The 24,256-nt window shown below is 72.6% G+C and carries 22 protein-coding genes and 1 pseudogene; 6 read left to right on the top strand and 17 right to left on the bottom strand.

All coding sequences use genetic code 11. The annotated features are described in order from the left end of the window. Positions 1-22: 22 nt before the first annotated feature. The 7 genes from AB0873_RS13040 to AB0873_RS13010 form a co-directional block, all read right to left on the bottom strand. On the bottom strand, positions 23-1,201 hold the full coding sequence (locus AB0873_RS13040; protein WP_366599866.1) for an ROK family protein: 1,179 nt from the start codon (positions 1,199-1,201) through the stop codon (positions 23-25). A gap of 370 nt (positions 1,202-1,571) precedes the next feature. Next, positions 1,572-2,588: a YihY/virulence factor BrkB family protein gene (locus tag AB0873_RS13035; protein WP_366599865.1), complete on the bottom strand. Its 1,017-nt coding sequence runs from the start codon at positions 2,586-2,588 to the stop codon at positions 1,572-1,574. 68 nt (positions 2,589-2,656) lie between these two features. After that, the gene (locus tag AB0873_RS13030) at positions 2,657-3,466 is read right to left on the bottom strand and encodes an ABC transporter permease (protein WP_155330780.1); all 810 of its coding nucleotides are present in this window, start codon (positions 3,464-3,466) and stop codon (positions 2,657-2,659) included. 11 nt (positions 3,467-3,477) lie between these two features. Next, positions 3,478-4,278 carry an ABC transporter permease gene (locus AB0873_RS13025; RefSeq protein WP_366599864.1) on the bottom strand — a complete coding sequence of 267 codons (801 nt, stop codon included), beginning with the start codon at positions 4,276-4,278 and terminating at the stop codon, positions 3,478-3,480. Between the two features lie 208 nt (positions 4,279-4,486). After that, positions 4,487-5,035, bottom strand: coding sequence for a dihydrofolate reductase family protein (locus tag AB0873_RS13020; RefSeq protein WP_366599863.1), 549 nt, complete (start codon positions 5,033-5,035; stop codon positions 4,487-4,489). Between the two features lie 203 nt (positions 5,036-5,238). After that, positions 5,239-5,430 carry a DUF397 domain-containing protein gene (locus tag AB0873_RS13015; RefSeq protein WP_366599862.1) on the bottom strand — a complete coding sequence of 64 codons (192 nt, stop codon included), beginning with the start codon at positions 5,428-5,430 and terminating at the stop codon, positions 5,239-5,241. Beyond that, positions 5,421-6,209 (bottom strand): helix-turn-helix transcriptional regulator, encoded by a 789-nt coding sequence (locus tag AB0873_RS13010; RefSeq protein WP_366599860.1) that lies wholly within the window; start codon positions 6,207-6,209, stop codon positions 5,421-5,423. The genes AB0873_RS13015 and AB0873_RS13010 overlap by 10 nt, the downstream gene beginning before the upstream one ends. A gap of 27 nt (positions 6,210-6,236) precedes the next feature. Between AB0873_RS13010 and AB0873_RS13005 the strand changes: the two genes are divergently transcribed. From AB0873_RS13005 to AB0873_RS12995, 3 genes are all read left to right on the top strand, one after another. Continuing rightward, complete coding sequence (locus AB0873_RS13005; RefSeq protein ID WP_366599859.1) at positions 6,237-6,482, top strand: flavin reductase; 246 nt, start codon at positions 6,237-6,239, stop codon at positions 6,480-6,482. A 188-nt stretch (positions 6,483-6,670) separates the two neighbouring features. Continuing rightward, positions 6,671-6,982 (top strand): PadR family transcriptional regulator, encoded by a 312-nt coding sequence (locus tag AB0873_RS13000; RefSeq protein WP_366599857.1) that lies wholly within the window; start codon positions 6,671-6,673, stop codon positions 6,980-6,982. Next, the gene (locus AB0873_RS12995) at positions 6,982-7,320 is read left to right on the top strand and encodes a hypothetical protein (RefSeq protein WP_366599856.1); all 339 of its coding nucleotides are present in this window, start codon (positions 6,982-6,984) and stop codon (positions 7,318-7,320) included. Before AB0873_RS13000 ends, AB0873_RS12995 begins: the two co-directional genes overlap by 1 nt. Before the next feature lie 193 nt (positions 7,321-7,513). On the opposite strand, the gene AB0873_RS12990 is transcribed toward AB0873_RS12995, so the two are convergent. From AB0873_RS12990 to AB0873_RS12955, 8 genes and pseudogenes are all read right to left on the bottom strand, one after another. Further along, positions 7,514-7,921, bottom strand: a complete 408-nt coding sequence (locus tag AB0873_RS12990; protein WP_366599854.1) for a carboxymuconolactone decarboxylase family protein — start codon at positions 7,919-7,921, stop codon at positions 7,514-7,516. A 134-nt stretch (positions 7,922-8,055) separates the two neighbouring features. Further along, positions 8,056-8,976, bottom strand: a complete 921-nt coding sequence (locus tag AB0873_RS12985) for an ABC transporter ATP-binding protein (RefSeq protein ID WP_366599852.1) — start codon at positions 8,974-8,976, stop codon at positions 8,056-8,058. Positions 8,977-9,431: 455 nt separating this feature from the next. Next, a complete protein-coding gene (locus tag AB0873_RS12980; RefSeq protein ID WP_366599850.1) occupies positions 9,432-9,968 on the bottom strand; it encodes a hypothetical protein in 537 nt (178 codons plus the stop codon). A 27-nt stretch (positions 9,969-9,995) separates the two neighbouring features. Beyond that, a pseudogene (gene dnaG, locus AB0873_RS12975) lies at positions 9,996-11,892 on the bottom strand (DNA primase). Positions 11,893-12,033: 141 nt separating this feature from the next. Next, the gene (locus tag AB0873_RS12970; RefSeq protein ID WP_366599848.1) at positions 12,034-13,668 is read right to left on the bottom strand and encodes a BCCT family transporter; all 1,635 of its coding nucleotides are present in this window, start codon (positions 13,666-13,668) and stop codon (positions 12,034-12,036) included. 109 nt (positions 13,669-13,777) lie between these two features. Then, positions 13,778-14,614, bottom strand: coding sequence for a siderophore-interacting protein (locus tag AB0873_RS12965; RefSeq protein WP_366599847.1), 837 nt, complete (start codon positions 14,612-14,614; stop codon positions 13,778-13,780). Between the two features lie 10 nt (positions 14,615-14,624). After that, the gene (locus tag AB0873_RS12960; RefSeq protein WP_366599846.1) at positions 14,625-15,902 is read right to left on the bottom strand and encodes a deoxyguanosinetriphosphate triphosphohydrolase; all 1,278 of its coding nucleotides are present in this window, start codon (positions 15,900-15,902) and stop codon (positions 14,625-14,627) included. Then, the gene (locus AB0873_RS12955; protein ID WP_366599845.1) at positions 15,899-16,252 is read right to left on the bottom strand and encodes a VOC family protein; all 354 of its coding nucleotides are present in this window, start codon (positions 16,250-16,252) and stop codon (positions 15,899-15,901) included. Before AB0873_RS12955 ends, AB0873_RS12960 begins: the two co-directional genes overlap by 4 nt. A gap of 195 nt (positions 16,253-16,447) precedes the next feature. Here AB0873_RS12955 and AB0873_RS12950 point away from each other — a divergent pair, with 195 nt between their 5' ends. Further along, the gene (locus tag AB0873_RS12950; RefSeq protein ID WP_366599844.1) at positions 16,448-16,927 is read left to right on the top strand and encodes a roadblock/LC7 domain-containing protein; all 480 of its coding nucleotides are present in this window, start codon (positions 16,448-16,450) and stop codon (positions 16,925-16,927) included. Positions 16,928-16,976: 49 nt separating this feature from the next. Here AB0873_RS12950 and ppdK read toward each other — a convergent pair whose 3' ends face one another. After that, entirely contained in the window at positions 16,977-19,685 is a 2,709-nt protein-coding gene (gene ppdK / locus AB0873_RS12945) for a pyruvate, phosphate dikinase (RefSeq protein WP_366599842.1), read from the bottom strand. A gap of 315 nt (positions 19,686-20,000) precedes the next feature. On the opposite strand from ppdK, the gene AB0873_RS12940 reads away from it, so the two are divergent. Continuing rightward, entirely contained in the window at positions 20,001-21,728 is a 1,728-nt protein-coding gene (locus tag AB0873_RS12940; RefSeq protein WP_366599841.1) for a beta-N-acetylhexosaminidase, read from the top strand. Positions 21,729-22,130: 402 nt separating this feature from the next. Continuing rightward, on the top strand, positions 22,131-22,802 hold the full coding sequence (locus tag AB0873_RS12935) for a C39 family peptidase (protein ID WP_366599840.1): 672 nt from the start codon (positions 22,131-22,133) through the stop codon (positions 22,800-22,802). A 173-nt stretch (positions 22,803-22,975) separates the two neighbouring features. On the opposite strand, the gene dusB is transcribed toward AB0873_RS12935, so the two are convergent. After that, the gene (gene dusB, locus AB0873_RS12930; RefSeq protein ID WP_366600001.1) at positions 22,976-24,139 is read right to left on the bottom strand and encodes a tRNA dihydrouridine synthase DusB; all 1,164 of its coding nucleotides are present in this window, start codon (positions 24,137-24,139) and stop codon (positions 22,976-22,978) included. Positions 24,140-24,256 lie beyond the last annotated feature (117 nt).

Below are 24,256 nucleotides of genomic sequence, written 5' to 3'. Positions count from 1 at the left end.
CCGGGCGACTGGCCGGGCGTTCTCATGCCGCCTCCGCAAACGCCAGGTCACTGGCGAGCACCGCGGCGCCGGCGACACCGGCTCGCGATCCCAGTTCGGACAGGACGACCGGGAGGTTGCCGGTGGCCAGCGGCAGCGACCGGCGGTACACCACGCTGCGGATCTCGGCAAGCAGGATGTGGCCAAGTTGCGCCAGCCCACCGCCGATCACGATCATCGACGGGTTGGTGAAGCTGACCAGCCCGGCCAGGACCCCACCGACCCGCCGGCCGCCGTCGCGGATGAGCTGGATGCAGGTGACGTCGCCCTCGACGGCGCCCTCGGCGACGTCCACGGCGGTGACGGCGCCCCGGGCGGCGAGCCGTTCGGCGAGGGCCGGTGACGCGCCGCTGCGCGCGGCCGCCGCCGCGTCCTTGGCCAGGGCCGCGCCGCTGAACAGCGCCTCCAGGCAGCCGACGTTGCCGCAGGAGCACATCGGACCGTGGGAGTCGACCTGGATGTGGCCGATGTCCCCGGCGCAGCCGTCGGTGCCCCGGTAGACCTCGCCGCTGAGGTAGATCCCGCACCCGATCCCGGTGCCGATCTTGACGAACAGGAAGTCGTCGACCGAGTGGGCCACCCCGCCGTGCCGCTCCCCGATCGCCATGATGTTGACGTCGTTGTCGACCACCGCCGGGCAGCCGTGCTCCCGGGTGAGCAGCTCCCGCACCGGGAAGCGGTCCCAGCCGGGCATGATCGGGGGTGAGACCGGGACGCCGTCGCGGAAGCTCACCGGCCCCGGCACGCCGACGCCGACCGCGTCGAGCCGCTCGTACGCCCCGTCCACGCGCGCCTTGTGCAGCAGCTCGTTGACCCGCTGGAGCGTCACCTTGGGACCGTTGCGGATGTCGGCCGGCTCCGCGTACGCGGCCACCGGCTCCAGCCGGCCGTTGACCACCTCGACGTCGATCGAGCTGGCGCCCAGGTCGACGGCGGCGAAGCGCAGCTGCGGGCTCAGCTCGACGAGGGTGGAGCGCCGGCCGCCCCGGGAGGCCGCGAGGCCCGCCTCGGCGACGTAGCCGAGGCCGACGAGGCGCTCCAGCTCGGCCAGCAACCTCGGGCGGGGCATCTGGAGGCGGTCCGCCAACTCGGCCCGGGAGACCGCCCCCTCGTTCCGGAGCAGCCGCAGCAGTCGCACGTGCAGGGGATCGACGGTCCGCACGGGACTCACCTCTTCGTCGGCGTCGTTCACATCGACGCAATGCCGATGTGTCGTGTCCGACACAGTAGGAGCCTTCCGTGCCGCCTGTCCAGAGCTTCGGCCATTCTGTTTCCAACTTCTGTCCATACGAACAAAAGCTATAAGTGGATCAAGAAAAGATCCCCCCTCTCCGCCTGGGCGATCCTGGGCCTCCCACCCCCGACGAGAGAGCGTGGCGGCAACTTCGGGGGAAGTGCTGCCTCCCGAGGCCCGGAGGCAGCACTTCCCCCGAAGTTGCGACCTGCCACCCTCAAGGGGGTGCCCGTGGTGGCGGACACGGGAACGCCCCGCCGTCCGGGCGGACGGCGGGGCGTGGCAGCGGCGGGTCGGGTCAGCGCCGGCCGGCGTTACGCTTCTTGCGGAGCTTGCGGTCGTCCCGCAACTCGACGTACGGCTCCTCGTCGGCCGAGCGGCCCGCCGAGATGGCGCGGCTGCGCTCCAGTTCCGCGTCGAACTCGGCGCCGAGCAGGATGGCGATGTTGCTGAGCCACAGCCAGATCAGGAAGATGATCACACCGGCGAGCGCGCCGTACGTCTTGTTGTACGAGCCGAAGTTGCTGACGTAGAGCGCGAAGAGGCCGGAGATCACCAGCCAGATCACCACGGCCAGCACACCACCCGGGCTGACCCAGCGGAAGCCGCCGTGCCGCGCGTTGGGCGAGGCCCAGTAGAGGATCGCGAACATCAGGCTGACCAGGAGCAGCAGCACCGGCCACTTGGCGATGTTCCAGACCGTCACCGCCGTGTCACCGAGCCCCACGGCGTTCCCGACCGCCTCGGCGAGACCACCGGTGAACACCACGATCACCGCACAGGCCAGCAGCATGATGCCGATCACCGCGGTCACGCCGACCCGGATCGGCAGGGTCTTCCAGATCGGCCGGCCCTCCGGCACGTCGTAGATGGTGTTCGACGCCCGCATGAACGCGGCGATGTAGCCGGAGGCCGACCAGAACGCGGCCAGCAGACCGACGATCGCGCCGATGCTCGCCAGCCCGCCGCTTCCCTGGGCCTGTCGGATCGCGGCGTCGATGATGTCCTGGATGTTCTGCTGCGGCACCGCCTGGTTGACGGTTTCCCGCACCCCCTCGGTGGCCCGAGGCCCGAGCAGGCCGAGGAGCGAGATCAGCACCAGGAGGCCGGGGAAGATGGACAGGACCCCGTAGTAGGTGAGCGCCGCCGCCCAGTCGATCAGGCTGTCGTCCTGGAACTCGCGGACGGTGCGCTTCAGCGCCGCCTTCCAGCCGGTGCCGGGGAGCTGCGTCGGGCTCTGCGGCCCGTCGTCGGGGCCGACCGGCCGGTCCTGGAACTCACGCCCGTTCCGGGCAGAAGACTCATCGGAGGCCATCGCCCCTCCCCCTCACGTCGGCAATGGTGCTCCTCCGACATGCCCCGGCGGCGGCAGGGGTTAACCACCTACCTGTAGAGCAACCTGCCCATCCGGCGCGAAGCGACCAGCAGGCCGAGCGCCAGGACCAGCAGCAGGTAGAGGATGTCGAGCAGCCAGCCCCAGCCCGCCGTGCCGACGGTGACGCCCCGGATCAGGTGCACGGCCCGGTAGAGCGGGGTCACCTCGACCAGCCAGCGCAGCACCGCCGGGTACGCCTCGGCGGGAACGAACGTGCCGGAGAACAGGAACAGGACGAACTGCGCCGAGCCCATCAGGTCGAAGTCCTGCCAGCTGCGCATGAACGTGGAGATCGCCATGCCGAGGGCGCCGAACGCGAAGCCGACCAGCACCGCCGCCGGGAAGGCCGCCAGGGCACGGCTGACGCTGGTCAGGTCCATCACGGCCATCACGGCCAGGAACGCGGCCGAGTACGCGCTGCCCCGCAGCATCGCCCACGCCAACTCGCCGAGGGCGATCTCGAACGGCTGCACCGGGGTGGCGATCACCCCGTCGTACAGCTTCATGTACTTCATCTTGCCGAAGAAGTTGAACGTGGTCTCCGCGAGCGCACCCGTCATCGCCGACGAGGCGAGCATGGCCGGCGCGACGAACGCCGCGTACGTGACGACCGCGCCACCGGGCAGTGTGAGGTCGCCGACCAGCGCGCCCACGCCGACGCCGATCGAGAGCAGGTAGAGCAGCGGCTCGACGAAACCGGAGACCAGCAGCAGCCAGTAGACCGACTTGAGGGCCGCGACGTTGCGCTCGGTCACCGAGGCCGACCGCCGCGAGGCGGCGGAGACGTCGACCAGCCGGGGCAGGACCAGACCGACCATGACACCCCTTCCTAGACGACGAGCTTGCGGCCGAAGGTGCGGCGGGCCAGCAGCCAGCCGCCCACCGCCCAGGCGGTCAGGTAGAGCAGGTGGCCGAGGACCGACCACTGGGGAGCGACGCCGAGGGTCGCCGCCCGGCTCAGGTCGACGGCGTGCCACAGCGGCGTCGCGTACGCGAGCCAGCGCAGCCCCAGCGGCAGCGACTCGACCGGGAAGAACACCCCGGCGAAGAGCGTCATCGGGATCACCGCGAACCGGAACAGCATCGCCAGCCAACTGTCCGTGTCGACCGCCGCCGCGTACGCGAACGTGGGTGCGGCGACCGCCAGGCCGAGCAGCGCCGCCACCGGCAGCGCCAGCACCGCCCACGGCGACCGGAGCGCCCCCAGCAGCCCGGTCACCAGGAGGAATGCCGCGATCGAGGTGAGCACCCGGAACAGCACGAACGCCAGGTGGCCGGCGAGGATGTCACCGACCCGCAGCGGCGCCGCGCTCTGCGCCGAGTAGAGCTTGACCCACTGGAAGTTGCTGAACACCGGCCAGGTCGACTCGCCGATCGCCACCTGCAACGCCGTCGAGGCGAGCAGGCCACCGACGATCCACTCCAGGTAGGAGACGCCGCCGACGCCCTGGTCGATGTACGCCCCGACGCCCACCCCGAACCCGAGCACGGTCAGCGCGGGCAGCAGGAACGACGAGAACACACCGGCCCGCCAGGTGCGCCGGTAACCCACCAGGTAGTGCGCGAGCACCGCCAGCGCCGGCACCCGCGGCAGGGCCGGCCGGGCCCGCTCCCGCGCCAGTTGTGTCATGCCACTCCGCTCCCCGTCCACCCGGCCTTCCTACCGCAGCGGTACGACAGGCCGCGGCCACCCTACGGCGACCGCGCCGTCCTGTCGCCCCGATTTGTCCGACCGGCCCGCCGGTGGCCGGCCGCAGCCGCCGACGGTAGGCGGGTTGCGCGTGATCGACTCGGGTTCCGTGAAGTCGGGCTGTCCGGGTGCGTCTGACACCCCGACTTCAGTGCAGCCGAGTCGGTCGGATCGCATAGCGCAGGTCGGGCAGGCGGACCGGATCCTGCTGACCGAGCGGGCTCAGCCGCACGGGCGACACGTCCGGGTCGGCGAAGAGCCGTACGCCGCTGCCGAGCAGCACCGGAACGACGTGGATCAGGAGGTCGTCGACCAGACCCGCCCGGACGCACTGCCGCGCCACGTCGGCCCCGATCAGCACCACGGCCCGGCCGGCGGCCGCCTGCCGGGCCTCGGCCACCACCTGCGCGGCAGCGCCCGACACGCACCGCACGTCCGGGTCGTCCACCTCGTCCGGCCGGTGGGTGAGCACCAGGATCGGGCCGCTCCAGGCGCCGCCGTACACCTTCTGGCCGAGGGCGCGCCCCACCTCGTAGCTGCGCCGGCCGACGAGCACCGCCCCCGCGCCCGCGACCACCTCGTCGGCCGCCGGGCCGTGCGTCCACGGCCCGGAGAGGAAGTCCATGCTGTCGCCGGGGCCGGCGATGAAGCCGTCCACCGACATCGTCACGTGCCACCGCACCAGCCCACCGTTCATCCGCTCTTCTCCTTCGGTGCAAACACCGTCGAAGGGTGGACGTCCGCCGGCGGCGGAAATCATCGATCGGCGGCGGACTGGTCGCGTTGACCGGCTCCGGATGCGGTATCCCGCAGTGTGTCGCCAGGCCGGGACACCCCGGGATGCCGCATCCGGTGCGGCCCCCGAGGTCTGCGCCCGACGCGGGCTTACCGAAGGGGTGGCTACGGCCGCTCGGGAGCGTGGGCGACGAACGTGCGCCAGGCCTCGGGGGCGAAGGCCAGCACCGGCCCGCCCGGGTCTTTGGAATCGCGTACGGCGACCAGGCCGGGGAGATTGTCGGCGACCTCCACGCAGGCGCCGCCGCTGCCGTTGCTGCGGGTGCTCTTGCGCCACCGGGCGCCGGTCAGGTCCATGTCTCCGCCACTTCCGCCATCAGGTCGAGGGACTGCTGTTGCGATAGTGCCTCACCACGGATGGACTCCCAAACCTCAACCATCTGCTGCACGTAACCGGCGCGGTCGACCACCTGCCCGTGGCGCTGCCCTTCCAGGTACACGAGGTCCTCGCCACCCGGCGAGGTAGTGATCACGAAGGGACCGTCGAGCCCAGCGTAGGCCCCGGCGGAGAGCGGCACGACCTGGATCCGGACCCGTGGCAGGGTGGAGCCCAGCTTCACCAGGTGCTGCACCTGCTCCCGCATCACCTCCGGCCCGCCGACGCGGCGGCGCAGCACGTACTCGTCGACGACCACGCTGAGCAGCGGCGGCCGGTCGCGGGTGAGGACGCCTTGCCGGTCCAGCCGGGCGGTCACCTGTTGCTCGATCTCGTCCACGGCGAACAGCCCGGCACCGGCCAGGATGGCGCGGGCGTAGCCCTCGGTCTGGAGCAGGCCCGGAACGTAGAGCGGCTCGAACCAACGCAGCGCTGATGCCTCCTGTTCGATGCCGGCCCAGTCGCGGAACCACGGCACGACGGTCTCCCGGCTGATCCGCCGCTGGATGCGTTCGAACCGCCCGTCCGCCCCGAACACCGCGTCGCACCGGCGGGCGAAGTCAAGGCTCGGCCGGCGCTCGCAGGTCTCCACCTTGGCCACCAGCGCGCCCGAGTAGCTCAGCGCCTCGGCGAGGGCGGTCTGGGACATGCCGCTGCTGGCCCGGGCCAGCCGCAACTCCTCGGCGAAGTGGTCCAACATGGACGAGCGCCCGGAGGGCCCGCGCTGATGCCGGGGTACCGCCCGCACGTCGCGGCGCGCCCGTCCTGGCGGTGCCGGGTGTGCGGCGCCGCCTGGCCGTGCTCACCGGCCCGGCTGGCGCTGCTCGGCGAGTACCGCGAGAACCGGACCGGGCTGCTGATCTACCTCGGCACGCTGATGGCCGAGGCCATGACCGACCTGGCCGACCTGAACGGCCCGACGGTGCCGGCGAACCTGCACGACCGTTTCCTGGCCTGGGCCCGCACGCGGTGATCAGTCAACCGGCCGGCGAATGCGCGCCCCACCGGGCCGACGGTCCCGCTCACGCAGGACCGGCTTGGACTGATCAACTCGACTTCCTTGATGTCGGGCCGTCGGGACGCGTCCGACCCCCCGACTTCAGTGCAGGCGAGTCGATCATCAGCCTGGACACGCTTAATCTACATAGGTAGGGTAACGGCATGGAGCCGCTCGGACGGGTCGGTGGCGCCACCGTCGACGTGCTGCGCGTCCTGCTCGACGGCGGGCGGCCACGCTGGGGCCTGGAGATCATCAAGGTGACCGGGCGTCCGTCCGGCAGCGTCTACCCACTGTTGGAGCGCCTGGAGCGGCACGGTTGGGTCACGTCCTCCTGGGAGGAGACGGATCGGCGCGGACCCCGACGACGCATGTACGAACTGACCGCCGACGGTGCCCGGGAAGCGCAACGGGTGTGCGCCCGGGCGGACGCGCGGGCCGCCCCGGTCCGGTCCATCCGGCCCCGGGAGGCCTGATGGATCGGCTGGTCGTCGCGCTCGCCCTGGTCCGCTGTGCCGCCGCGCTGCTGCCCGGCCCGCACCGCGCCCGCCACCTCGAACAGTGGCGGGCCGACGTGCAGGGAGCCGCCGAACTCGGCCTGTCACCCCTGCGCCTCGCGGTGGGGACCACCGTCGCCGCCGCACGGATCGCCGTCGTCTACCGGAAGGAATCACACGCCATGCAACCCATCGGCCCGCTCGCCCTCGCCCTGCGGCTCGTCGGCGGTCCGGGTGCCCGCCGGCACGCCGTGACCCTGGCCGCGCTGTTCGGTGTCGCCCTGCTGGCCGGCCTCGGACTGCTCCTCACCGGATGACTCCGGCGGCGACAGCACGACCGGCGTGCCCGCGCGCAGATCCGGGCCGGCACGTTGACGCTGTGCGGACCCAAGGCCGACCGCACGACGACGCCGCCAGCCGACCGCACGCCGGCGCCCCCGCCAGCCGGCGCCCCCGCCAGCCGGCCGCACGCCGACGCCGCGGTCAGCCGGCCGCACGACGACGCCGCGGTCAGCCGGCTGTGGTGGGGCGGACGGGGAGCAGGTTGCGCTCGGCGAATACCTTCTTGGCGACGAGAGTGGCGTTGACCGCCCGCGGCACGCCGCAGTAGACCACCGATTGCAGCAGCGCCTCGACGATCTCGGAGGGGGTCAGGCCGGCGTTGAGCGCGCCGTTGACGTGGACCTCGAGCTGGGCGTCGGCGGCACCGAGACCGGTGAGTATGCCGAGGGTCAGGAGTTCACGGTCACGGCGCGCCAGTTGAGGCCGGACGTAGAGGTCACCGTACGACCAGGCGACCGACCGGTAGCTCAGCTCGGGTGAGACGTCGGCAAGTGCGTCCAGCAGCCGCTGCGCGGCCCCGTTGGCAGCCTGCTGGAGCGCTGCGAGTCCACGCTCGTACTGTTCGTCGCTGTCCATGGTCGTGCCCTACCTGTGAGCGGTCGTCCATACGGCCCTGGGGCCCCGGCCGCCGGGTACCCGCCGTTGTGCAGGACAAACGACTCATCGCCCGGGTGAGGCTCCCCGACCTGCCGGAGGCCCGCGCCTTCCGGTCAGTCCACCAGGGTGCGGCCGGTGAGGTGCAGGAAGACGTCCTCCAGGCTGCTGCGGCGGACCAGCACGTTGACCGGGTGCAGGCCGAGCGCGGCCACCTCGGCCACGGCCGCGTCGCCGTCGGCGACGTAGAGCAGGATGCGGTCGGGCAGCACCTCGACCCGCTCCCCCAGCCCGTCGAGTTTGCCGGCGAACGCCTCCTGGGACTCGGCCGGAAAGCGCAGCTCGACGACCTCCCGGGTGGAGTGCCGCTCGATGAGCGCGCGGGGCGACCCCTCGGCGACGATCCGACCGCCGTCCATGACGACCAGGCGGTCGCAGAGCTGCTCGGCCTCGTCCATGTAGTGCGTGGTGAGCACCAGCGTGACGCCCTGCTGCTTGAGCCGGAACAGCCGCTCCCACACCAGGTGCCGGGCCTGCGGGTCGAGGCCGGTGGTCGGCTCGTCGAGCAGCACGATCTCCGGCTCGTTGACCAGCGCCCGGGCGATGGTGAGCCGCCGCTTCATGCCGCCGGAGAGCGGCTCGACCTTGCTGTCGGCCCGCTCGGCGAGCTGCACGAAGTCGAGCAGCTCGCCCGCGCGCGCCCGGGCCACCCGGCGCGGGATGCCGAAGTAGCGCGCGTAGGTGGTCAGATTTTCCCGGACGGTCAGCTCGGGATCGAGGTTGTCGAGCTGGGGGCAGACGCCGAGGCGGGCCCGGATGGCCGGCCCGTCGCGCACCGGATCCATGCCGAGGATGCGCAGCTCCCCGCCGCTGGGCGGCGAGATGCAGCCGATCATCCGCATGGTGGACGACTTGCCGGCGCCGTTGGGCCCGAGGAAGCCGAACGCCTCACCGGCGCGGACCTCCACGTCGATGCCGTCGACGGCGGTGAAGTCGCCGAACCGCTTCACCAGCCCCCGTGCCTGGATGAGAGTCACGTGCCGACCCTAGCGACCCGGTCCGACACTCCCCACCGAGTTACCGGCAAACCATGATCGGATACGCCACACCGACCCGACACGCCGAGCCACATGCCGCTCCCGCGTATTCGATCGTGCGTCCCGGCTCCGACGGTGAGGATGCCGTTGTCAGAAGCTGATCTGATACACGATGAAGCCTCGATTCAGTGCGACCTCGTCGTACAGTCGGCGCGCCGTGGCGTTGGACTGCCGACGAGGCGGCCATCGATCTTCGCGCCGAGGGCGTGCACTCTGGGGTCGTCGGCGAAGGCTGCCCAGGCGCGATCGATCTCCTCGGCGGTCAGGGAACCTCGTGAAGTCAAGATAGCCGCGGAAATGCTCTTCCCAGTGGATGCGGTCGCGCTGGTCGAGCTAGCCGACTGTGATCATGCCTGATCCTATGGGCTAGAGCCCGGGGGCGGCGCCCCGTCCGGTCAGGCGTCCCGGGGCGTCGTCGCGGCCCGGGCGGCGGCGACCAGGCGGTCGGTCTCGGCCAGCACCTCCGGGTCGTCGGCCGGGGTGCCGGGCTCGAAGCGGACCGTCCAGGTCAGACCGTCGACTCCGGGCACCCGGCGGGCGGCGATCCGGCCCGCTCCGCCGGGCACCGGGTGGGCCTCGGTGTACGCCACCGACTTGGTGACCCGGGCCCGTACCTGGTGCGGCAGGTCCCCGGGGTCGAGCAGCAGGTACGTCTCGGCGGGACAGTCGGCGACCACCAGGTAGCCGTCGCGTTCGGCGACGCGCTCGGCGGGGGTGACGGTCAGCTCCCGGCCGGACCAGACCGCCTTGAGGAGGTCGTGCCAACCCAGCAGCTCCGCGCGCCCCGGCAGCCAGAGCCCGAGGTTGGTGGCGACCAGCACGCCGTCGCCCTCGCCGTTGCCGGCGGCGGCCCAGGCCAGCACGCGCTCGTCGGGGCCGAGCGGCGGACGGTCGGCCGGCGGCAGCTTCGGCCGGCGACGGAACAGTGCCATCTAACGCCCTCCTGCGGAGAGTGCCACCTACAGCCCTCCCGCGGCCTGTTCGCGCAGCGCCCGGGCGTGCTGCTCCAGCGACAGCAGCTCGCCGAAGGCGGCGAAGTACTCGTCCTTGTTGCTGACCGGGTTGATCCGTTGGATCTTCGACTTCAGGTCCCGGATCCGGCCGGTGACCGAGCCCCACTGGAGGCGGGCCATGGTGACCGAGACGTAGCGCGGATCCGGCTCGCCGTCGATGCGCAGCGGCTCGACGGCCAGCTCGCCGACGAGCGCCTTGGCGGCGAGGTCGTCGCAGGCGTCCCGGACCGACTCGATCCACACCGCGCCGCCGGTGGCCGCCGCCGCACCGCCGGCCACGGCGACCGCCGCCCGGACCGCCACGTGCACGGGGTGCCGGTACTCCGGGGCCTCGACCGCGTCGAACATCGGCCCGGCGAGCACCGGCACCTGGAGGGCGAGCTTCAACGCCTCCCGCTCGACCATCGACCGCGGGCTGTCCACGCTCGGCTCGGCGGGGCCGGGACGCGGCGACGCGCCGTCGCCCCGTCCCGGCGGCGGGGCGTGTCCGGCCGCCAGCACGGCCCGCTGCACCGGCTCGATCTCCATGCCGAGGTCACCGGCGAGCTTGCGGACGTACTCCGGGCGCTTCTCCCGGTCCTTGATCTTGGCGACGAGCGGCGCCGCCCGGCGCATCGCCTCCACCCGGCCATCGACGGTGTCGAGGTCGTACCGGCTGATCACGTGGCGCAGCGCGAAGTCGACCAGCGGCTCGCGGCGCGCGACCAGGTCGCGGACCGCGAGGTCGCCCTTGGCCAGGCGCAGGTCGCACGGGTCCATGTTGTCGGGGCTGACGGCGATGAAGGTACGCCCGACGAAGCGCTGGTCGTCGTCGAACGCGCGCAGCGCCGCCTTCTGGCCGGCCGCGTCACCGTCGAACGTGAAGATGATCTCCCCGGCCACCGCGTCGGTGTCGAGCAGCAGCCGGCGCAGCACCCCGATGTGGTCGGCGCCGAACGCGGTGCCGCAGGTCGCCACGGCGGTCGGCACGCCGGCGAGGTGGCAGGCCATCACGTCGGTGTAGCCCTCGACCACGACCACCTTGCCCTGCTTGGCGATCTCCCGTTTGGCCTGGTCGATGCCGTAGAGGACGTGCGACTTCTTGTAGATCGGCGTCTCGGGGGTGTTCAGGTACTTCGGACCGTCGTCGTCGTCGAAGAGCTTGCGCGCGCCGAAACCGATGACGTCACCGGTCAAATCGCGGATCGGCCAGAGCAGCCGGCGACGGAAGCGGTCGATCAGGCTGCCGGAGCGCGCCGGCCGGGACAGCCCGGCGGTGACCAGTTCGTCGTGGGTGAAGCCGCGCTGGCGCAGGTGCTTGGTCAGCAGGTCCCACCCGTCGGGGGCGAAGCCACAGGCGTACCGCTCGGCGGCGGCCCGGTCGAAGCCGCGCCGGGCCAGGAACTCGCGGGCCGGGCGGGCGCCGGGCGTGGTGAGCTGGGCCTGGTAGAACTCGACGGCGGCGGCGTGGGCGGCGACCAGCCGCTGCTTCTGCCCCTGCTGCGGGCGCGCGCGCGGCGCCGAGTTGTCGCTCTCGACGTACCGCAGTTGGAGGCCGGCGCGCGCGGCGAGGCGCTCGACGGCTTCGACGAAGCTGAGGTGCTCGGCGTCCATCAGGAACTTGATGGCGTCGCCGCCGGCACCGCAGCCGAAGCAGTACCAGACGTTGCGGGCGGGCGAGACGTTGAACGACGGGCTCTTCTCGTCGTGGAAGGGGCAGAGCCCCTTCAGGTTGCCGCCGCCGGCGGACCGGAGGGTGACCGTCTCGGAGATGACGTCGGCGATCGAGGTGCGCTCGCGGACCAGCGCGATGTCCTCGTCCCGGATCCGCCCCGCCATTGGCCGCCACCTCCTCGCCGTACATCCTGCCCTGCCCCACCGACGATCCGTCGCCGGGGGACACCGCGTGTGGCGACCACCGCTGTGGTCCGCCACGGTCGGCGTCCCGCCGGCGCCGGGCGGTGGGCGCGGTCGGCGTCACGCCGGCGCCCGGCGGCGGGCGCGGTCAGCGCGGCCGGCGGCGGAGGTAGCGCCGGACCGGCGGCGGGTCCTCCTCCTCGTACGACCGGGCGGCCCGGATCGCCGCAGCCAGCCCGTACCGCCTGCTGGGGGCCGCCGGGCGGACCGCCGGGTCCTGGGACATCTCCTTGACCAGCGACACGGCGAGGCCGAGCATCACCACCACGAACGGCAGGGCAACCATGATCGTCGCCTGTTGCAGGGCGCTCAGGCCACCGACCAGCAGCAGCACCGCCGCGGTCGCGCCGATCAGCACTCCCCAGGTGACCACGAGGACCCGGTGCGGGCGCAACGCTCCCCGGGAGGTGAGCGACCCGAGCACCAGCGAGGCCGAGTCCGCGCTGGTGACGAAGTACAGCGCCACCAGCACCATGGCCAGCACGCTGGTCAGCGCCGCCAGCGGCAGCGCGTCGAGCAACCCGAACAGCGCCTGCTCGGTGCCGGCGGCGGCGTCGGCGACCAGGTCACGGGTGCCGGTGGCCTGCACCCGCAGCGCACTGCCGCCCAGCACCGCGAACCAGATCGCGCTCGCCCCGCTCGGCACCAGCAGCACGCCGACCAGGAACTGCCGCACCGTACGCCCACGGGAGATCCGGGCGATGAAGGTGCCGACGAACGGGGCCCACGAGATCCACCACGCCCAGTAGAAGATCGTCCAGGAGCCCAGCCAGGACGGGTCGGAGAAGGCACCCGTCCGGGTCGACATGAAGATCAGGTTGTCGAGGTAGTCCCCGATCGAGGCGGGCAGCACCTCCAGGGTGTAGATCGTCGGGCCGACCACGAACACGAACAGCATCAGCGCCACCGCCAGCACCACGTTGGTGGTGGACAGCCACTTGATGCCCCGGTGCAGCCCGGAGAAGGCCGAGATGACGAAGGCCAGCGTCAGCGAGCCGATCACCACCAGCTCCACCGTGGTGGTGTCGGGCACCCCGGCGACCAGGTCCAGGCCGGCGGCCACCTGGAGAGCGCCGAGGCCGAGGCTGGTCGCGGAGCCGAAGACCGTGGCGAAGACGGCCAGCAGGTCGATGATCCGGCCCGCCGTGCCGTCCGCGTGCGCGCCGAGCACCGGCCGGAACGCCGCCGAGATCCGGTTCTCCCGGCCCTTCCGGAACGTCGAGTACGCCAGGGCGAGCGCCACCACCGCGTAGATCGCCCACGGGTGCAACGTCCAGTGGAACAGGGTGAACTGCATGGCGGCGGAGGCGGCGGCACCGGTCTCCGGTTCGACACCGGTGGCCGGCGGCGGGGTCGCGTAGTGCTGGATCGGCTCGGCGACCGCGAAGAAGACCAGCCCGATGCCCATGCCGGCGCTGAACATCATGGCGACCCAGGCCAGCGTGCTGAATTCGGGCTGGTCCGAGTCGCCGCCCAGCCGGATCGCGCCGAACCGGGACAGCGCCAGCACCACGGCGAGCACCAGGAAGGCGTCCGCCGCGACGACGAAGAACCAGCCGAACGTGTCGATGACCCAGGCCAGCCCGGACGCGCCGACGCCGGCCAGCGACTCCCTGGCCAGTACGCCCCAGGCCACGACCGCCAGGACACCACCGACGCCGAGAGCCAGCACCAGGCGGTCCGGGCTCCCGGTGACGGGCCGTTGCCCCACCTGCTCGCCCATGGTCACCCCCTGCCCATACTGCGGGTCGGGCGAGCGACGCGCGGTCGATATCGACCGACGGCCGCGCCTCCCCCGGGTTCCTAACGAGGGCGGGCCGGGCGACGCGGCGTCAGGCGGCGAGGGCGGCCGACTCCTCGATCTCGACCTGGCGGTTCCAGTCCGGCTTGCTGGCCCGCCAGCCCTCGTCGTCCAGGCCGCGACGCCAGTAGCCGGAGATGGACAGCCACTCGCGGGGGATGCCGCGCTCGACGCGCAGCAGCCGGCGCAGCTCCTTGACGAAGGTCGCCTCACCGTGCACGAAGGCGTGCACGTCGCCGGGCGGGAAGTCCAGCGCGCGGACCGCCGCGACGAGCGCCTCCCCGACCGGCCGGTCGCCGCGGTGCAGCCAGGTCAGCTCGACCGCGCCAGGGCTGGGCAGGGGCTGCTCCTCGGCCGGGCCGCCGGTCTCGACGAGGACGGTGGCCGGCGCGCCGGCGGGCAGCCGTTCCAGCGCGGCGGCGATGGCGGGCAGCGCGCTCTCGTCACCGACCAGCAAGTGCCAGTCGGCCTCCGGGCTGGGGGCGTACGCGCCGCCGGGGCCGACGAATTGCACGGGGTCGCCGGGGCGTAGCGCGGCCGCCCACGGGCCGGCGAGCCCCTCGTCGCCGTGGTGCACGACGTCGACGGTCAGCTCGTTGGTGACCGGGTCGAAGGCCCGCACGGTGTACGCGCGCAGCCGGGGCCACTGCGCGGGTGGCAGGTCCCGACGGATCGCCGCGAGGTCCATCGGCTCGGGGTAGGCGACCCCGGGTACCGGGAAGAGGATCTTGATGTAGTGGTCGGTGAACTCGCCCACCGGCAGGCCGGCCAGTTCGTCGCCGCCGAGCACCAGCCGGACCAGGTGCGGGGTCGGCCGCCCGGTGCGGACGACCCGGGCGGACGTGACCTTCTTCGGGCGCTCCGTCATGCGGGTTAGGCTAACCTAAGTTGCGCGGGCCGCCCACCGCGGGTCGCCCGTCCGCCGCCTCGCCGGCCAGCCGGGCGTGCCAGGCCACGGCCGCCGGGTCGGTCAGCGAGGCGACCTGGTCGATCACCACGCGCAACCGGGCCGCGTCGTCGGGGGCCGCCCGCCACAGCGGCGCGAAGACCACGTCCAGCGCGTCCGGAGCCCGGTCGGTCAGGATCTCCACCAGGTCGGTGAGGATCCGCCGCTGCCGCTCGTAGCGGCCCCGGGAGCCGGGGCGGCGCATCACGTACCGCAATGCGATGCCCTTGAGCAGTGCGCACCGCGCCCGGATCCCGCGGGGGACGACCAGGTCGGCGGCGTAGCGGCGGTGCGGACCGGAACCGAAGTGCGCCTGCGTCGCGGCCACCGCCGCGGAGACGAAGCCGCCGGTCAGCACGCTGGTGGTGGCCTTCAGCGCGGCCTGCGCCCGGTGACTGCCGTCGTAGTGGGCCAGCGGCGCGAGCACCGGGTCGGCGAGCAGGTCGACCAGCACCTCCGCCAGGTCGGCCGGGGACTCGCCGGAGTACGTGGCCGCCACGTCGGCGCAGAGCGCGGCCCGCTCGTCCGCGTCGGCCAGCAACGGGCGCAGCGTCACGTACCCGCCGTGGATGCCGTCCTCGACGTCGTGCACCGAGTACGCGACGTCGTCGGCCCAGTCCATCACCTGCGCCTCCAGGCAGCGGCGCGCGTCCGGGACGCCGGCCCGCAGCCAGTCGAAGACCGGCCGGTCGTCGGCGTACACGCCGAACTTGCGCTCGCCCGGACGCCGGGTCCACGGGTACTTGCTCACCGCGTCGAGGGAGGCCCGGGTGAGATTCAGCCCGGCGGAGGCGCCGTCCGGACCGATGACCTTCGCTTCCAGGCGGGTGAGGACGCGTAGCGTCTGCGCGTTGCCCTCGAAGCCGCCGCACGGTGCGGCCAGGCCGTCCAACGCGTCCTCACCGTTGTGCCCGAACGGCGGGTGCCCCAGGTCGTGCGCCAACCCGGCGGCGTCCACCACGTCCGGGTCGCAGCCGAGCCGCGCCCCCATCTCCCGGGCGATCTGGGCGACCTCCAGCGAGTGCGTCAACCGGGTCCGCAGGAAGTCGTCGGTGCCGGCCATGTGCACCTGCGTCTTGGCGGCGAGCCGCCGGAACGCCGCCGAGTGCAGCACCCGGGCGCGGTCCCGCTCGTACGCCGTGCGGCCGTACCCGGTGTCCTTCGGCGGCTCGTCGACCCACCGCCGCTCGTCCGGATCGGGGCCGGTCACCCCCCACGCTGCCGCAGGACGCAGAACTCGTTGCCCTCCGGGTCGGCCAGCACCGTCCACCCCACGTCGCCCTGGCCGACGTCGACGTGCCGGGCGCCCATGTCCACCAGCCGCTCGACCTCCGCCTCCTGGTCGTCCGGACGCAGGTCGACGTGGAGCCGGTTCTTGCCCTCCTTGCCCCCCGTCACCGCGACGAACACGATGCCGGGGAACCGGTCGGGCGCCTGCCGGATCTCCACCTCGTCCGGCTTCTCCGTGACCACCTGGTAGCGCAGCGCCTCGGCCCACCAACGGGCCAGTCGGGACGGGTCACGCGCATCGACGGTGAGGCTCTCCCAGGCGCTGCTCATCCCGACAGGTTACGCCGGAGGGCATCGACCGGCGCGCCGGGCGACCGGCGTCGGCCGGCGTCGCAACCCCCGTTCAGTCGGGAGTTGCCGACCGATCGCCGAGGGTTACGGGATCGCGGGCGACGGCGGGCGGCCGGTAACGTTCCCGACGCGGAACGTCACCAACCAGCCAATCCGACGACGGGGGAGACTCTCGTGGACGTGGACACGATGGTGGGTACCGAACTGCTCCGGTTGCGGCGCCGCCGGCCGGAGGTGGCCGGCGCCGTGCTCGCGGGGACCGACGGACTGGTCATCGGCAGCGACCTTCCCGGGACGGAGGCCACCTACCTGGCGGCGCTCGCGGCGGCCGGCTTCGGAGTGGCCAGCCGGGTGGCGACCACGGTGCGGCGTGGCGCGTTCCAGGAGGCGCTGGTCCGCACGGCGGGCGGCACCGTCGTGACGTACCCGGCCGGGCGCGACGCGCTGCTCACGCTCATCGCCGACACCACCGACGACCTGGAGGGGCTGCACGCCGAGGCCCGAAAGGTGGCGCACCGGGCCGGTTCGGCGCTGGACGCACGGCCCCGCGCGGCGACGCCCGACGCGCACGCCCCACTCGCGCACCGTCCGGCGAGGACGACGCTGCCGCGCCGCACGACGCACCACACCTGGAGCCGACCGCCGATCCGCTGACGCGCCGATGGCGGGCCCGCGCCGGGCCCGCCATCGCGTCGTACGTCCGTCAGCGGCTGTCGGAGCCGGTGGTCTCCACCGCCGCGCGACCCGCCTCCAGTCGGGCGACCGGCACCCGGAACGGCGAGCAGGAGACGTAGTCGAGCCCCACCTCGTGGAAGAAGTGCACCGACTCGGGGTCGCCGCCGTGCTCGCCGCAGACGCCGAGCTTCAACCCGGGCCGCGCCGCACGCCCCTCCTCGGCGGCGATGCGCACCAGCCGGCCCACGCCCTCACGGTCGATCGACTCGAACGGCGAGATGCCGAAGATGCCCAGCTCCAGGTACCGCCAGAAGAACGCGCCCTCGACGTCGTCCCGGGAGAAGCCCCAGGCCATCTGGGTCAGGTCGTTGGTGCCGAACGAGAAGAACTGCGCCGCCTCGGCGATCTGGCCGGCGGTCAGCGCCGCCCGGGGCACCTCGATCATCGTGCCGATCAGCACCTCGACGCCGCTGTCCCCGACCACCTCGGCGATGATCTTCTCAGCCTCGGCGCGTACCGTCTCCAGCTCCTGCACCGCGCCGACCAGCGGGACCATGATCTCCGGCTTGGCCACCGCGCCGGCGCGGGTGACGGTGACCGCGGCCTCCGCGATCGCCCGGACCTGCATGGCGAAGAGACCGGGGATGACCAGGCCGAGGCGGACGCCGCGCAGGCCCAGCATCGGGTTCTCCTCGTGCATCCGCCGCACGGCCGCGAGCAGCGCCTCCTCCTTCGCCACGTCCTCGCCCCGCTCCTGGGCAACGGCGACGTTCACCGCGAGCTGCTCCAGCGGCGGCAGGAACTCGTGCAGCGGCGGGTCGATCAGCCGGACGGTGACCGGCAGGCCGTCCATCTCGCGGAAGATCTCCTCGAAGTCGGCCCGCTGCAACGGCAGCAGCGCGGCGAGCGCGGAGTCCCGCTCGTCGTCGGTGCGGGCCAGGATCAGCTTCTCGACCAGCTCCCGCCGCTCGCCGAGGAACATGTGCTCGGTGCGGCACAGCCCGATGCCCTCGGCGCCGAAGCGCCGCGCCCGCGCGGCGTCCGCTCCGGTGTCGGCGTTCGTGCGTACCAGCAGCCGCCGCCGGGCGTCCGCGTGCGTCATGATCCGGTGTACGGCCTTGACCAGCGCGTCGTCGGTCTGCTCCGGGTCCAGCTCGCCCTCGAAGTACTGCACCACCTCGGACGGCATGACCGGCACCTCGCCGAGGTACACCTTGCCGGTGGTGCCGTCGATGGAGACGACGTCGCCCTCGCGGACGGTCTGCCCGGCGACGGTGAACGTCCGCCCCGGGATGTCGATGTCCAGCTCGTCGGCGCCGGAGACGCAGGTCTTGCCCATGCCGCGGGCGACCACCGCGGCGTGGCTGGTCTTGCCGCCCCGGGAGGTGAGGATGCCCTGCGCGGCGATCATGCCGTTGAGGTCGTCGGGGTTGGTCTCCCGGCGGACCAGGATCACCTGCGCGCCCTCGCCGGCCAGCTCCACCGCCCGGGCGGAGGTGAAGACGACCTTGCCGACGGCGGCGCCCGGGGAGGCGCCGATGCCCTTGGCGACCGGCTGGAACTCGTGGTCGAGCTTGAAGCGCGGGAACATCAGCTGCGCGAGCTGGGCGCCGTTGACCCGGTGCAGCGCCTCGTCGAGGTCGATGAGGCCCTCGTCGACGAGTTGCCCGGCGATGACGAACGCCGCCGCGGCGGTGCGCTTGCCGACCCGGGTCTGGAGCATCCACAGCTTGCCGCGCTCGATGGTGAACTCGATGTCGCAGAGGTCCTTGTAGTGCCCCTCGAGGCGGGCCATGTAGTCGAGCAGCTCGTCGTACGACTTCTTGTCGATCCGCTCCAGCTCCTGCAGCGGCACGGTGTTGCGGATGCCGGCCACCACGTCCTCGCCCTGCGCGTTCGCGAGGTAGTCGCCGTAGATGCCCTGCGCGCCGCTGGCGGGGTCGCGGGTGAAGGCGACACCGGTGCCGGAGTCCGATCCGAGGTTCCCGAAGACCATCGCGACCACGTTGACGGCGGTGCCGAGGTCGGCGGGGATGCGCTCCTGGCGGCGGTAGATCACCGCCCGCTCCGCGTTCCACGACGCGAAGACCGCCTTGATCGCGAGGTCGAGCTGCTCGCGCGGGTCCTGGGGGAACTCCCGGCCGGTGTGCTTGCTGAAGATCTTCTTGTACGCGTCGACCAGGCCGCGCAGGTCGCCGGCGTCCAGGTCGAGGTCGTTGGTGGTGCCCTTGGCGCGCTTGGCGTCGTCGAGTGCGTGCTCGAACTCCTCGCCCGGCACGTCGCAGACGGTCTTGCCGAACATCTGGACCAGGCGGCGGTACGAGTCCCACGCGAAGCGGTCGTTGCCGCCGGCCTGCGCGGAGAGGCCGACGACGCTGCGGTCGTTGAGGCCGACGTTGAGGACGGTCTCCATCATGCCGGGCATCGAGAACTTGGCGCCGGAGCGCACCGAGACCAGCAGCGGGTCCTCCGGGTCGCCGAGCTTCCGGCCCATCGCCGCCTCCAGCGCCCCGACGCGGGCGCTGATCTGGTCGGCCAACCCGGCGGGCTGCTCACCGGTGGCGAGGTACGCCTTGCACGCCTCGGTGGTGATCGTGAAGCCCGGCGGTACGGGCAGGCCGAGGTTGGTCATCTCGGCCAGGTTGGCGCCCTTGCCCCCGAGCAGGTCCTTCTGATCCTTGTTGCCCTCGGCGAAATCGTAGACGTACTTGTGATCGACCGTCTCTTGCGCTGCCACCAGAGCCTCCCACGCGCGCCGGAATTGACACTTAACGAAGGTTCAGCTGCCACATACCCCGGAGCCGACCACCGGTAATCCCGGGGTACATGCCGATCGGTGGGCGAAGGTTAAGCGAACATCGAGTGGCCTGGGACCGTTCGGTGACAATAGGCACAGCTATCACGACCATCCGCGTTCGTGGCGTTTTTTGGGAACGCTTCCATGCGCAGGATCACGCAATCGCCGGCCCCCTCGTACTCTTGACGTCACCGCATCCCGGTGAAGGTCACCTTTGCCATAACAGCCGCGAATACACCCCTCGGAGCCGTCGTCGTGTCATCCGCCCCCACCGCCGCCCCGGACCCGCTGGACGCCGGGACCGCGCCGCGGCGCGCCGACGAGCCCACCCGCCACGCCGACCCCGCGCCGCCCGTCCTGGCCGACCGGGCGCCGGCGGCGCCGGAGCTGGCCCGGGCGGCCGCCCGCACGGCCGGGGACCTGCTGGCCCCGCCGTCGCCGGTCCGGCTCGGCGACGTCGTTCCGGCCCCCGAGCAGGTCACGCCCGACCCGGCGGCGGACTTCGTCCTCCTCCCCGAGGCGGCGGTCCGGGTCAGCACCGACCCCGCCGCGCTGGCCGTCGGAGAGCAACTGGCCGCGCTGCTGCGCCCCGCCACCGGGTACCCGCTGCCGGTCACCGACGCGGCCCGCCCGGAGCCGGCCGGCGGCATCGCGCTGGCGCTCGACGACGACCCGGCTCTCGGCCCCGAGGGGTACCGTCTGGACGTGACACCGGCCGGGGTACGCATCTGCGCCGCCACCCCGGCCGGGCTGCTGCACGGCGTACAGACCCTCCGGCAGCTCCTCCCGGCGGCCATCGAGAACCCGACCCCGGTGGCGGAGCGCTGGGTGGTGCCCGGCGGGTCGATCACCGACCGGCCCCGGTTCGCGTACCGGGGCGCGATGCTCGACGTCGCCCGGCACTTCTTCGGCGTGGACGACGTGCTGCGGGTGATCGACCACCTGGCCCGGTACAAGCTCAACCACCTGCACCTGCACCTCACCGACGACCAGGGCTGGCGGATCGCCGTCGACTCCTGGCCCCGACTGGCGACGGTCGGCGGGGCGACGGCGGTCGGCGACGCCCCCGGCGGGTCGTACACGACGGCCGACTACCGGCGCATCGTCGCGTACGCGGCCGAACGGCACATCAGCGTCGTCCCGGAGATCGACCTGCCAGGGCACACCAACTCCGCGCTGACCGCGTACCCGGAGCTCGCACCGGACGGGGTCGCGCCGCCGCCGTACACCGGCACCGAGGTCGGCTTCAGCTACGTCGACCCGGCCAACGAGCGGACGTACGACTTCGTCACCGACGTGCTCGGCGAGGTCGCCGCCCGCACCCCCGGCCCGTTCCTGCACGTGGGCGGGGACGAGGCCTTCAAGGTCAAGGGGACGGCGTACACCGGATTCGTCGAGCGGGTGCAGCGCATCGTGGCGGACCTCGGCAAGACCGTGGTGGGCTGGCACCAGCTCGCCCCGGCGGCGCACACCGACGGGCGGGTCCTCCAGTGGTGGGGCACCGACGGCGCGGACCCGGTGACCGCCGACGCCGTACGCCGCGGCGCCCGGCTGATCCTCTCCCCCGGTAACCACGCTTACCTGGACATGAAGTACGCCCCGGACACCCCGATCGGGCACGACTGGGCGGGCCTGATCGACGTGCGTCGGGCGTACGACTGGGATCCGGGGACACACGTGGCCGGCGTGCCGGCGGAGGCGGTCCTCGGCGTCGAGGCCCCGCTCTGGACCGAGTCGGTCACCTCGCTGGCGGAGATCGAGTTCATGCTCCTGCCCCGGCTGCCCGCCGTGGCCGAGCTGGGCTGGTCGCCGCGCGCCACGCACGACTGGACGGCGTTCCGCGAGCGGCTGGCCGGGCACGGCCGGCGATGGGCGGCGGCCGGCATCACCTACCACCGGGCACCGGAGATCCCGTGGCCCACGGACGAACCGGTCACCGCACACATCCCGACCCAACCGGGCACCCGCACCACAACCGCCTGACCTCCGCCCCGGCGCCTCCGACGCTCCGGCGTAGATCTGGAAGATTTCGGTCCCTCCGGCCATTCTTTCCCAAGATCCCACCGGCAGCGTCCGTCGTGTCCGACTGACCGGTTTCGGCCCTGGGGTCCCGTGGCCGGGGCCACCCGGCAGACGGAATCGGTGGGCCGCCCGGGCCGTTGTACATACCGTGACCAGGGCCGCCGCGCCCCACCGGTCCGCACCGCCCGGCCCCACCGGCCGGAATGGCCCGCGACCCCGGACGGTTACATCTCCGGACGCCCGAGCGGCATCCCCCAGCCGGGCGTGCGGCCCGAGTGTGACACCGGGCTCCGTGAGCGACGCCGGCGACGTGCATCCCCTTGCCCGCCGCGCGTCACCCCCGAGCGAAAGGCTTCGATCATCATGCGTACCGATTTCCTGCGTACCCGCAAGGCCGCCCTGGCCGCCGCCGGTCTCGCGGTGACCGGTGGCGTGATCACCGGTGTGATCCCCACCGCGTACGCCGACGACAAGCCGGCCGCCACCCAGGCCGAGCGCACCGGCGACTTGATGGGCGAGCTCAAGGGCGACCGCGAGCTGGCCGTCGACTACCAGGCTCAGCCGAACTTTTACTACTGCGGCCCGGCCGCCACCCGGAACGCCCTGTCCGTGCAGGGCAAGGCCGTAGACGTGGACGCCATGGCCGAGCGGATGGGCACCACCGAGGCCGGCACCGACTCCATCCACGACATCACCCCGGTGCTGAACGACGAGACCGGTGACGACGTCTACCGCAGCGTCGAGATCTCCGAGGGCCGGGCCGACGTGAAGCAGACCAACAAGCTGCGCAAGGACGTCAAGCGCACCGTCGACGAGGGCCGCGCCGTGGTGGCGAACATCGCCGGCACCGCGACCGACACCGAGGGCGGGGTGCACTCCTTCGAGGGCGGCCACTACATCAGCGTGGTGGGCTACCGCGACGGCGCCAAGCAGGTGAAGATCGCCGACTCGGCCAACCCGGACACCGCCTCGTACTGGATGACCACCGAGGCCCTGGCCGACTGGATCGCCACCCGCGGCTACAGCACCTCCTGACCCACCGGCGTCACGACAGGGCCGGCCCCCACCGGGGGCCGGCCCTTCGTCGTCTCGCCCCCTTCGCGAGGCAGCCGACATTTTCGGGGAAGTTGCTGCCTCGGCGCGGAGCGAGGGGACAACTTACCCGAAGTTGCCGCCGCCAAGCGCCGTCCGAGGCGGACAAGCCGGAGTCAGCCGCCGGAGTCGTCCAGTTCGGCGCCCTCGGGGACGGTGTCGTCGTCGCGGCTGGCCAGCCAGCCGTCCGGCAGGAAGACCTTGCCCGGAGAGTTGGTGCGCCCGCGCGGCTGGCCGAGCGTCTCCACCGGGAACGGCACGGCCGGGTCGAGCTTGCCGAGCAGGTCGTCGAGCTGGGCCAGGCTCTCGATCATGGCGAGCGACCGGCGCAGCTCGCTGCCGACCGGGAACCCCTTCAGGTACCAGGCGACGTGCTTGCGGAAGTCCGTGCAGCCGTCCCGCTCGCCCCGGGCGGCGTCGCGGGCGCCGGCGGTGAACTGCTCGACCAGCAACTCCGCGTGCCGCCGCATCGTCGCCGCGACCTCGCCCAGCATCGGCAGCCGGCGCTCGGGCGACCCGTTGAACGCGGCCTCCAGGTCGGCGAAGAGCCACGGGCGGCCGAGGCAGCCCCGGCCCACGACCACCCCGTCGACGCCGGTGTGGGCCACCATCCGCAGCGCGTCGTCGGCCTCCCAGATGTCACCGTTGCCGAGCACCGGCACGTCGAGAGCCGCCTTGAGCGTGGCGATCGCGTCCCAGTCGGCGGTGCCCGAATAGCGCTGCGCCGCCGTACGCCCGTGCAGGGCCACCGCCGCGACGCCCGCGTCCTGGGCGGCGAGGCCGGCCTCGACGTACGTCAGATGGTCGTCGTCGATGCCCTTGCGCATCTTGACCGTGACCGGCACCCCCGCGGGCGACGCGGCGTCCACCGCGGCCTTGACGAGGCGGGCGAAGAGCCGGCGGCGCCACGGCAGCGCTGAGCCGCCACCCTTGCGGGTGACCTTGGGGACCGGGCAGCCGAAGTTGAGGTCGATGTGGTCGGCGAGGTCCTTCTCGACGACGATCCGCACGGCGGCGGCGGTGATCTCCGGGTCGGTGCCGTAGAGCTGGAGGCTGCGGGGCGACTCGTCCTCCCCGAAGGCGATCATGCGCAGCGTCTTCGGGTTGCGCTCGACCAGCGCCACCGTGGTGATCATCTCGCAGACGTAGATGCCGCCACCCTGCTCCCGGCAGAGCTGGCGGAACCCGACGTTGGTGATGCCGGCCATCGGCGCGAGCACAACCGGCGGCCACACCTCGTGCCGCCCGATCGTCAGCGGGCGCAGCACAGGAGCCGTCATCGTGGTCACCGCCCAAGTGTAAGGAAGGGCCCCTTCTTAACGTCTCCGGTAGAGCAGGGGCCCATTCTTAACACGGCGCATATCACAAGCGGCCGCCAGCCGGGAGTTGTCCACAGG

This window comes from Micromonospora sp. NPDC047707 (genome assembly GCF_040704235.1).
GTDB lineage: Bacteria > Actinomycetota > Actinomycetes > Mycobacteriales > Micromonosporaceae > Micromonospora.
Note: the sequence above shows the minus strand (reverse complement) of the source record. Positions and strands in the feature narration are given on the sequence as shown.

Bases quoted from the DNA above. Each gene is read 5' to 3' on its own strand.
- AB0873_RS12935 (WP_366599840.1), top strand. From the start codon at position 22,131: ATGCGTACCGATTTCCTGCGTACCCGCAAGGCCGCCCTGGCCGCCGCC.
- dusB (WP_366600001.1), bottom strand. From the start codon at position 24,139: ATGACGGCTCCTGTGCTGCGCCCGCTGACGATCGGGCGGCACGAGGTG.
- AB0873_RS13010 (WP_366599860.1), bottom strand. From the start codon at position 6,209: ATGTTGGACCACTTCGCCGAGGAGTTGCGGCTGGCCCGGGCCAGCAGC.
- AB0873_RS13015 (WP_366599862.1), bottom strand. From the start codon at position 5,430: ATGGACCTGACCGGCGCCCGGTGGCGCAAGAGCACCCGCAGCAACGGC.
- AB0873_RS12995 (WP_366599856.1), top strand. From the start codon at position 6,982: ATGGATCGGCTGGTCGTCGCGCTCGCCCTGGTCCGCTGTGCCGCCGCG.
- AB0873_RS13035 (WP_366599865.1), bottom strand. From the start codon at position 2,588: ATGGCCTCCGATGAGTCTTCTGCCCGGAACGGGCGTGAGTTCCAGGAC.
- AB0873_RS12965 (WP_366599847.1), bottom strand. From the start codon at position 14,614: ATGACGGAGCGCCCGAAGAAGGTCACGTCCGCCCGGGTCGTCCGCACC.
- AB0873_RS13025 (WP_366599864.1), bottom strand. From the start codon at position 4,278: ATGACACAACTGGCGCGGGAGCGGGCCCGGCCGGCCCTGCCGCGGGTG.
- AB0873_RS13030 (WP_155330780.1), bottom strand. From the start codon at position 3,466: ATGGTCGGTCTGGTCCTGCCCCGGCTGGTCGACGTCTCCGCCGCCTCG.
- AB0873_RS13000 (WP_366599857.1), top strand. From the start codon at position 6,671: ATGGAGCCGCTCGGACGGGTCGGTGGCGCCACCGTCGACGTGCTGCGC.
- AB0873_RS13005 (WP_366599859.1), top strand. From the start codon at position 6,237: ATGCCGGGGTACCGCCCGCACGTCGCGGCGCGCCCGTCCTGGCGGTGC.
- AB0873_RS12980 (WP_366599850.1), bottom strand. From the start codon at position 9,968: ATGGCACTGTTCCGTCGCCGGCCGAAGCTGCCGCCGGCCGACCGTCCG.
- AB0873_RS12990 (WP_366599854.1), bottom strand. From the start codon at position 7,921: ATGGACAGCGACGAACAGTACGAGCGTGGACTCGCAGCGCTCCAGCAG.
- AB0873_RS12955 (WP_366599845.1), bottom strand. From the start codon at position 16,252: ATGAGCAGCGCCTGGGAGAGCCTCACCGTCGATGCGCGTGACCCGTCC.
- AB0873_RS13020 (WP_366599863.1), bottom strand. From the start codon at position 5,035: ATGAACGGTGGGCTGGTGCGGTGGCACGTGACGATGTCGGTGGACGGC.
- AB0873_RS12970 (WP_366599848.1), bottom strand. From the start codon at position 13,668: ATGGGCGAGCAGGTGGGGCAACGGCCCGTCACCGGGAGCCCGGACCGC.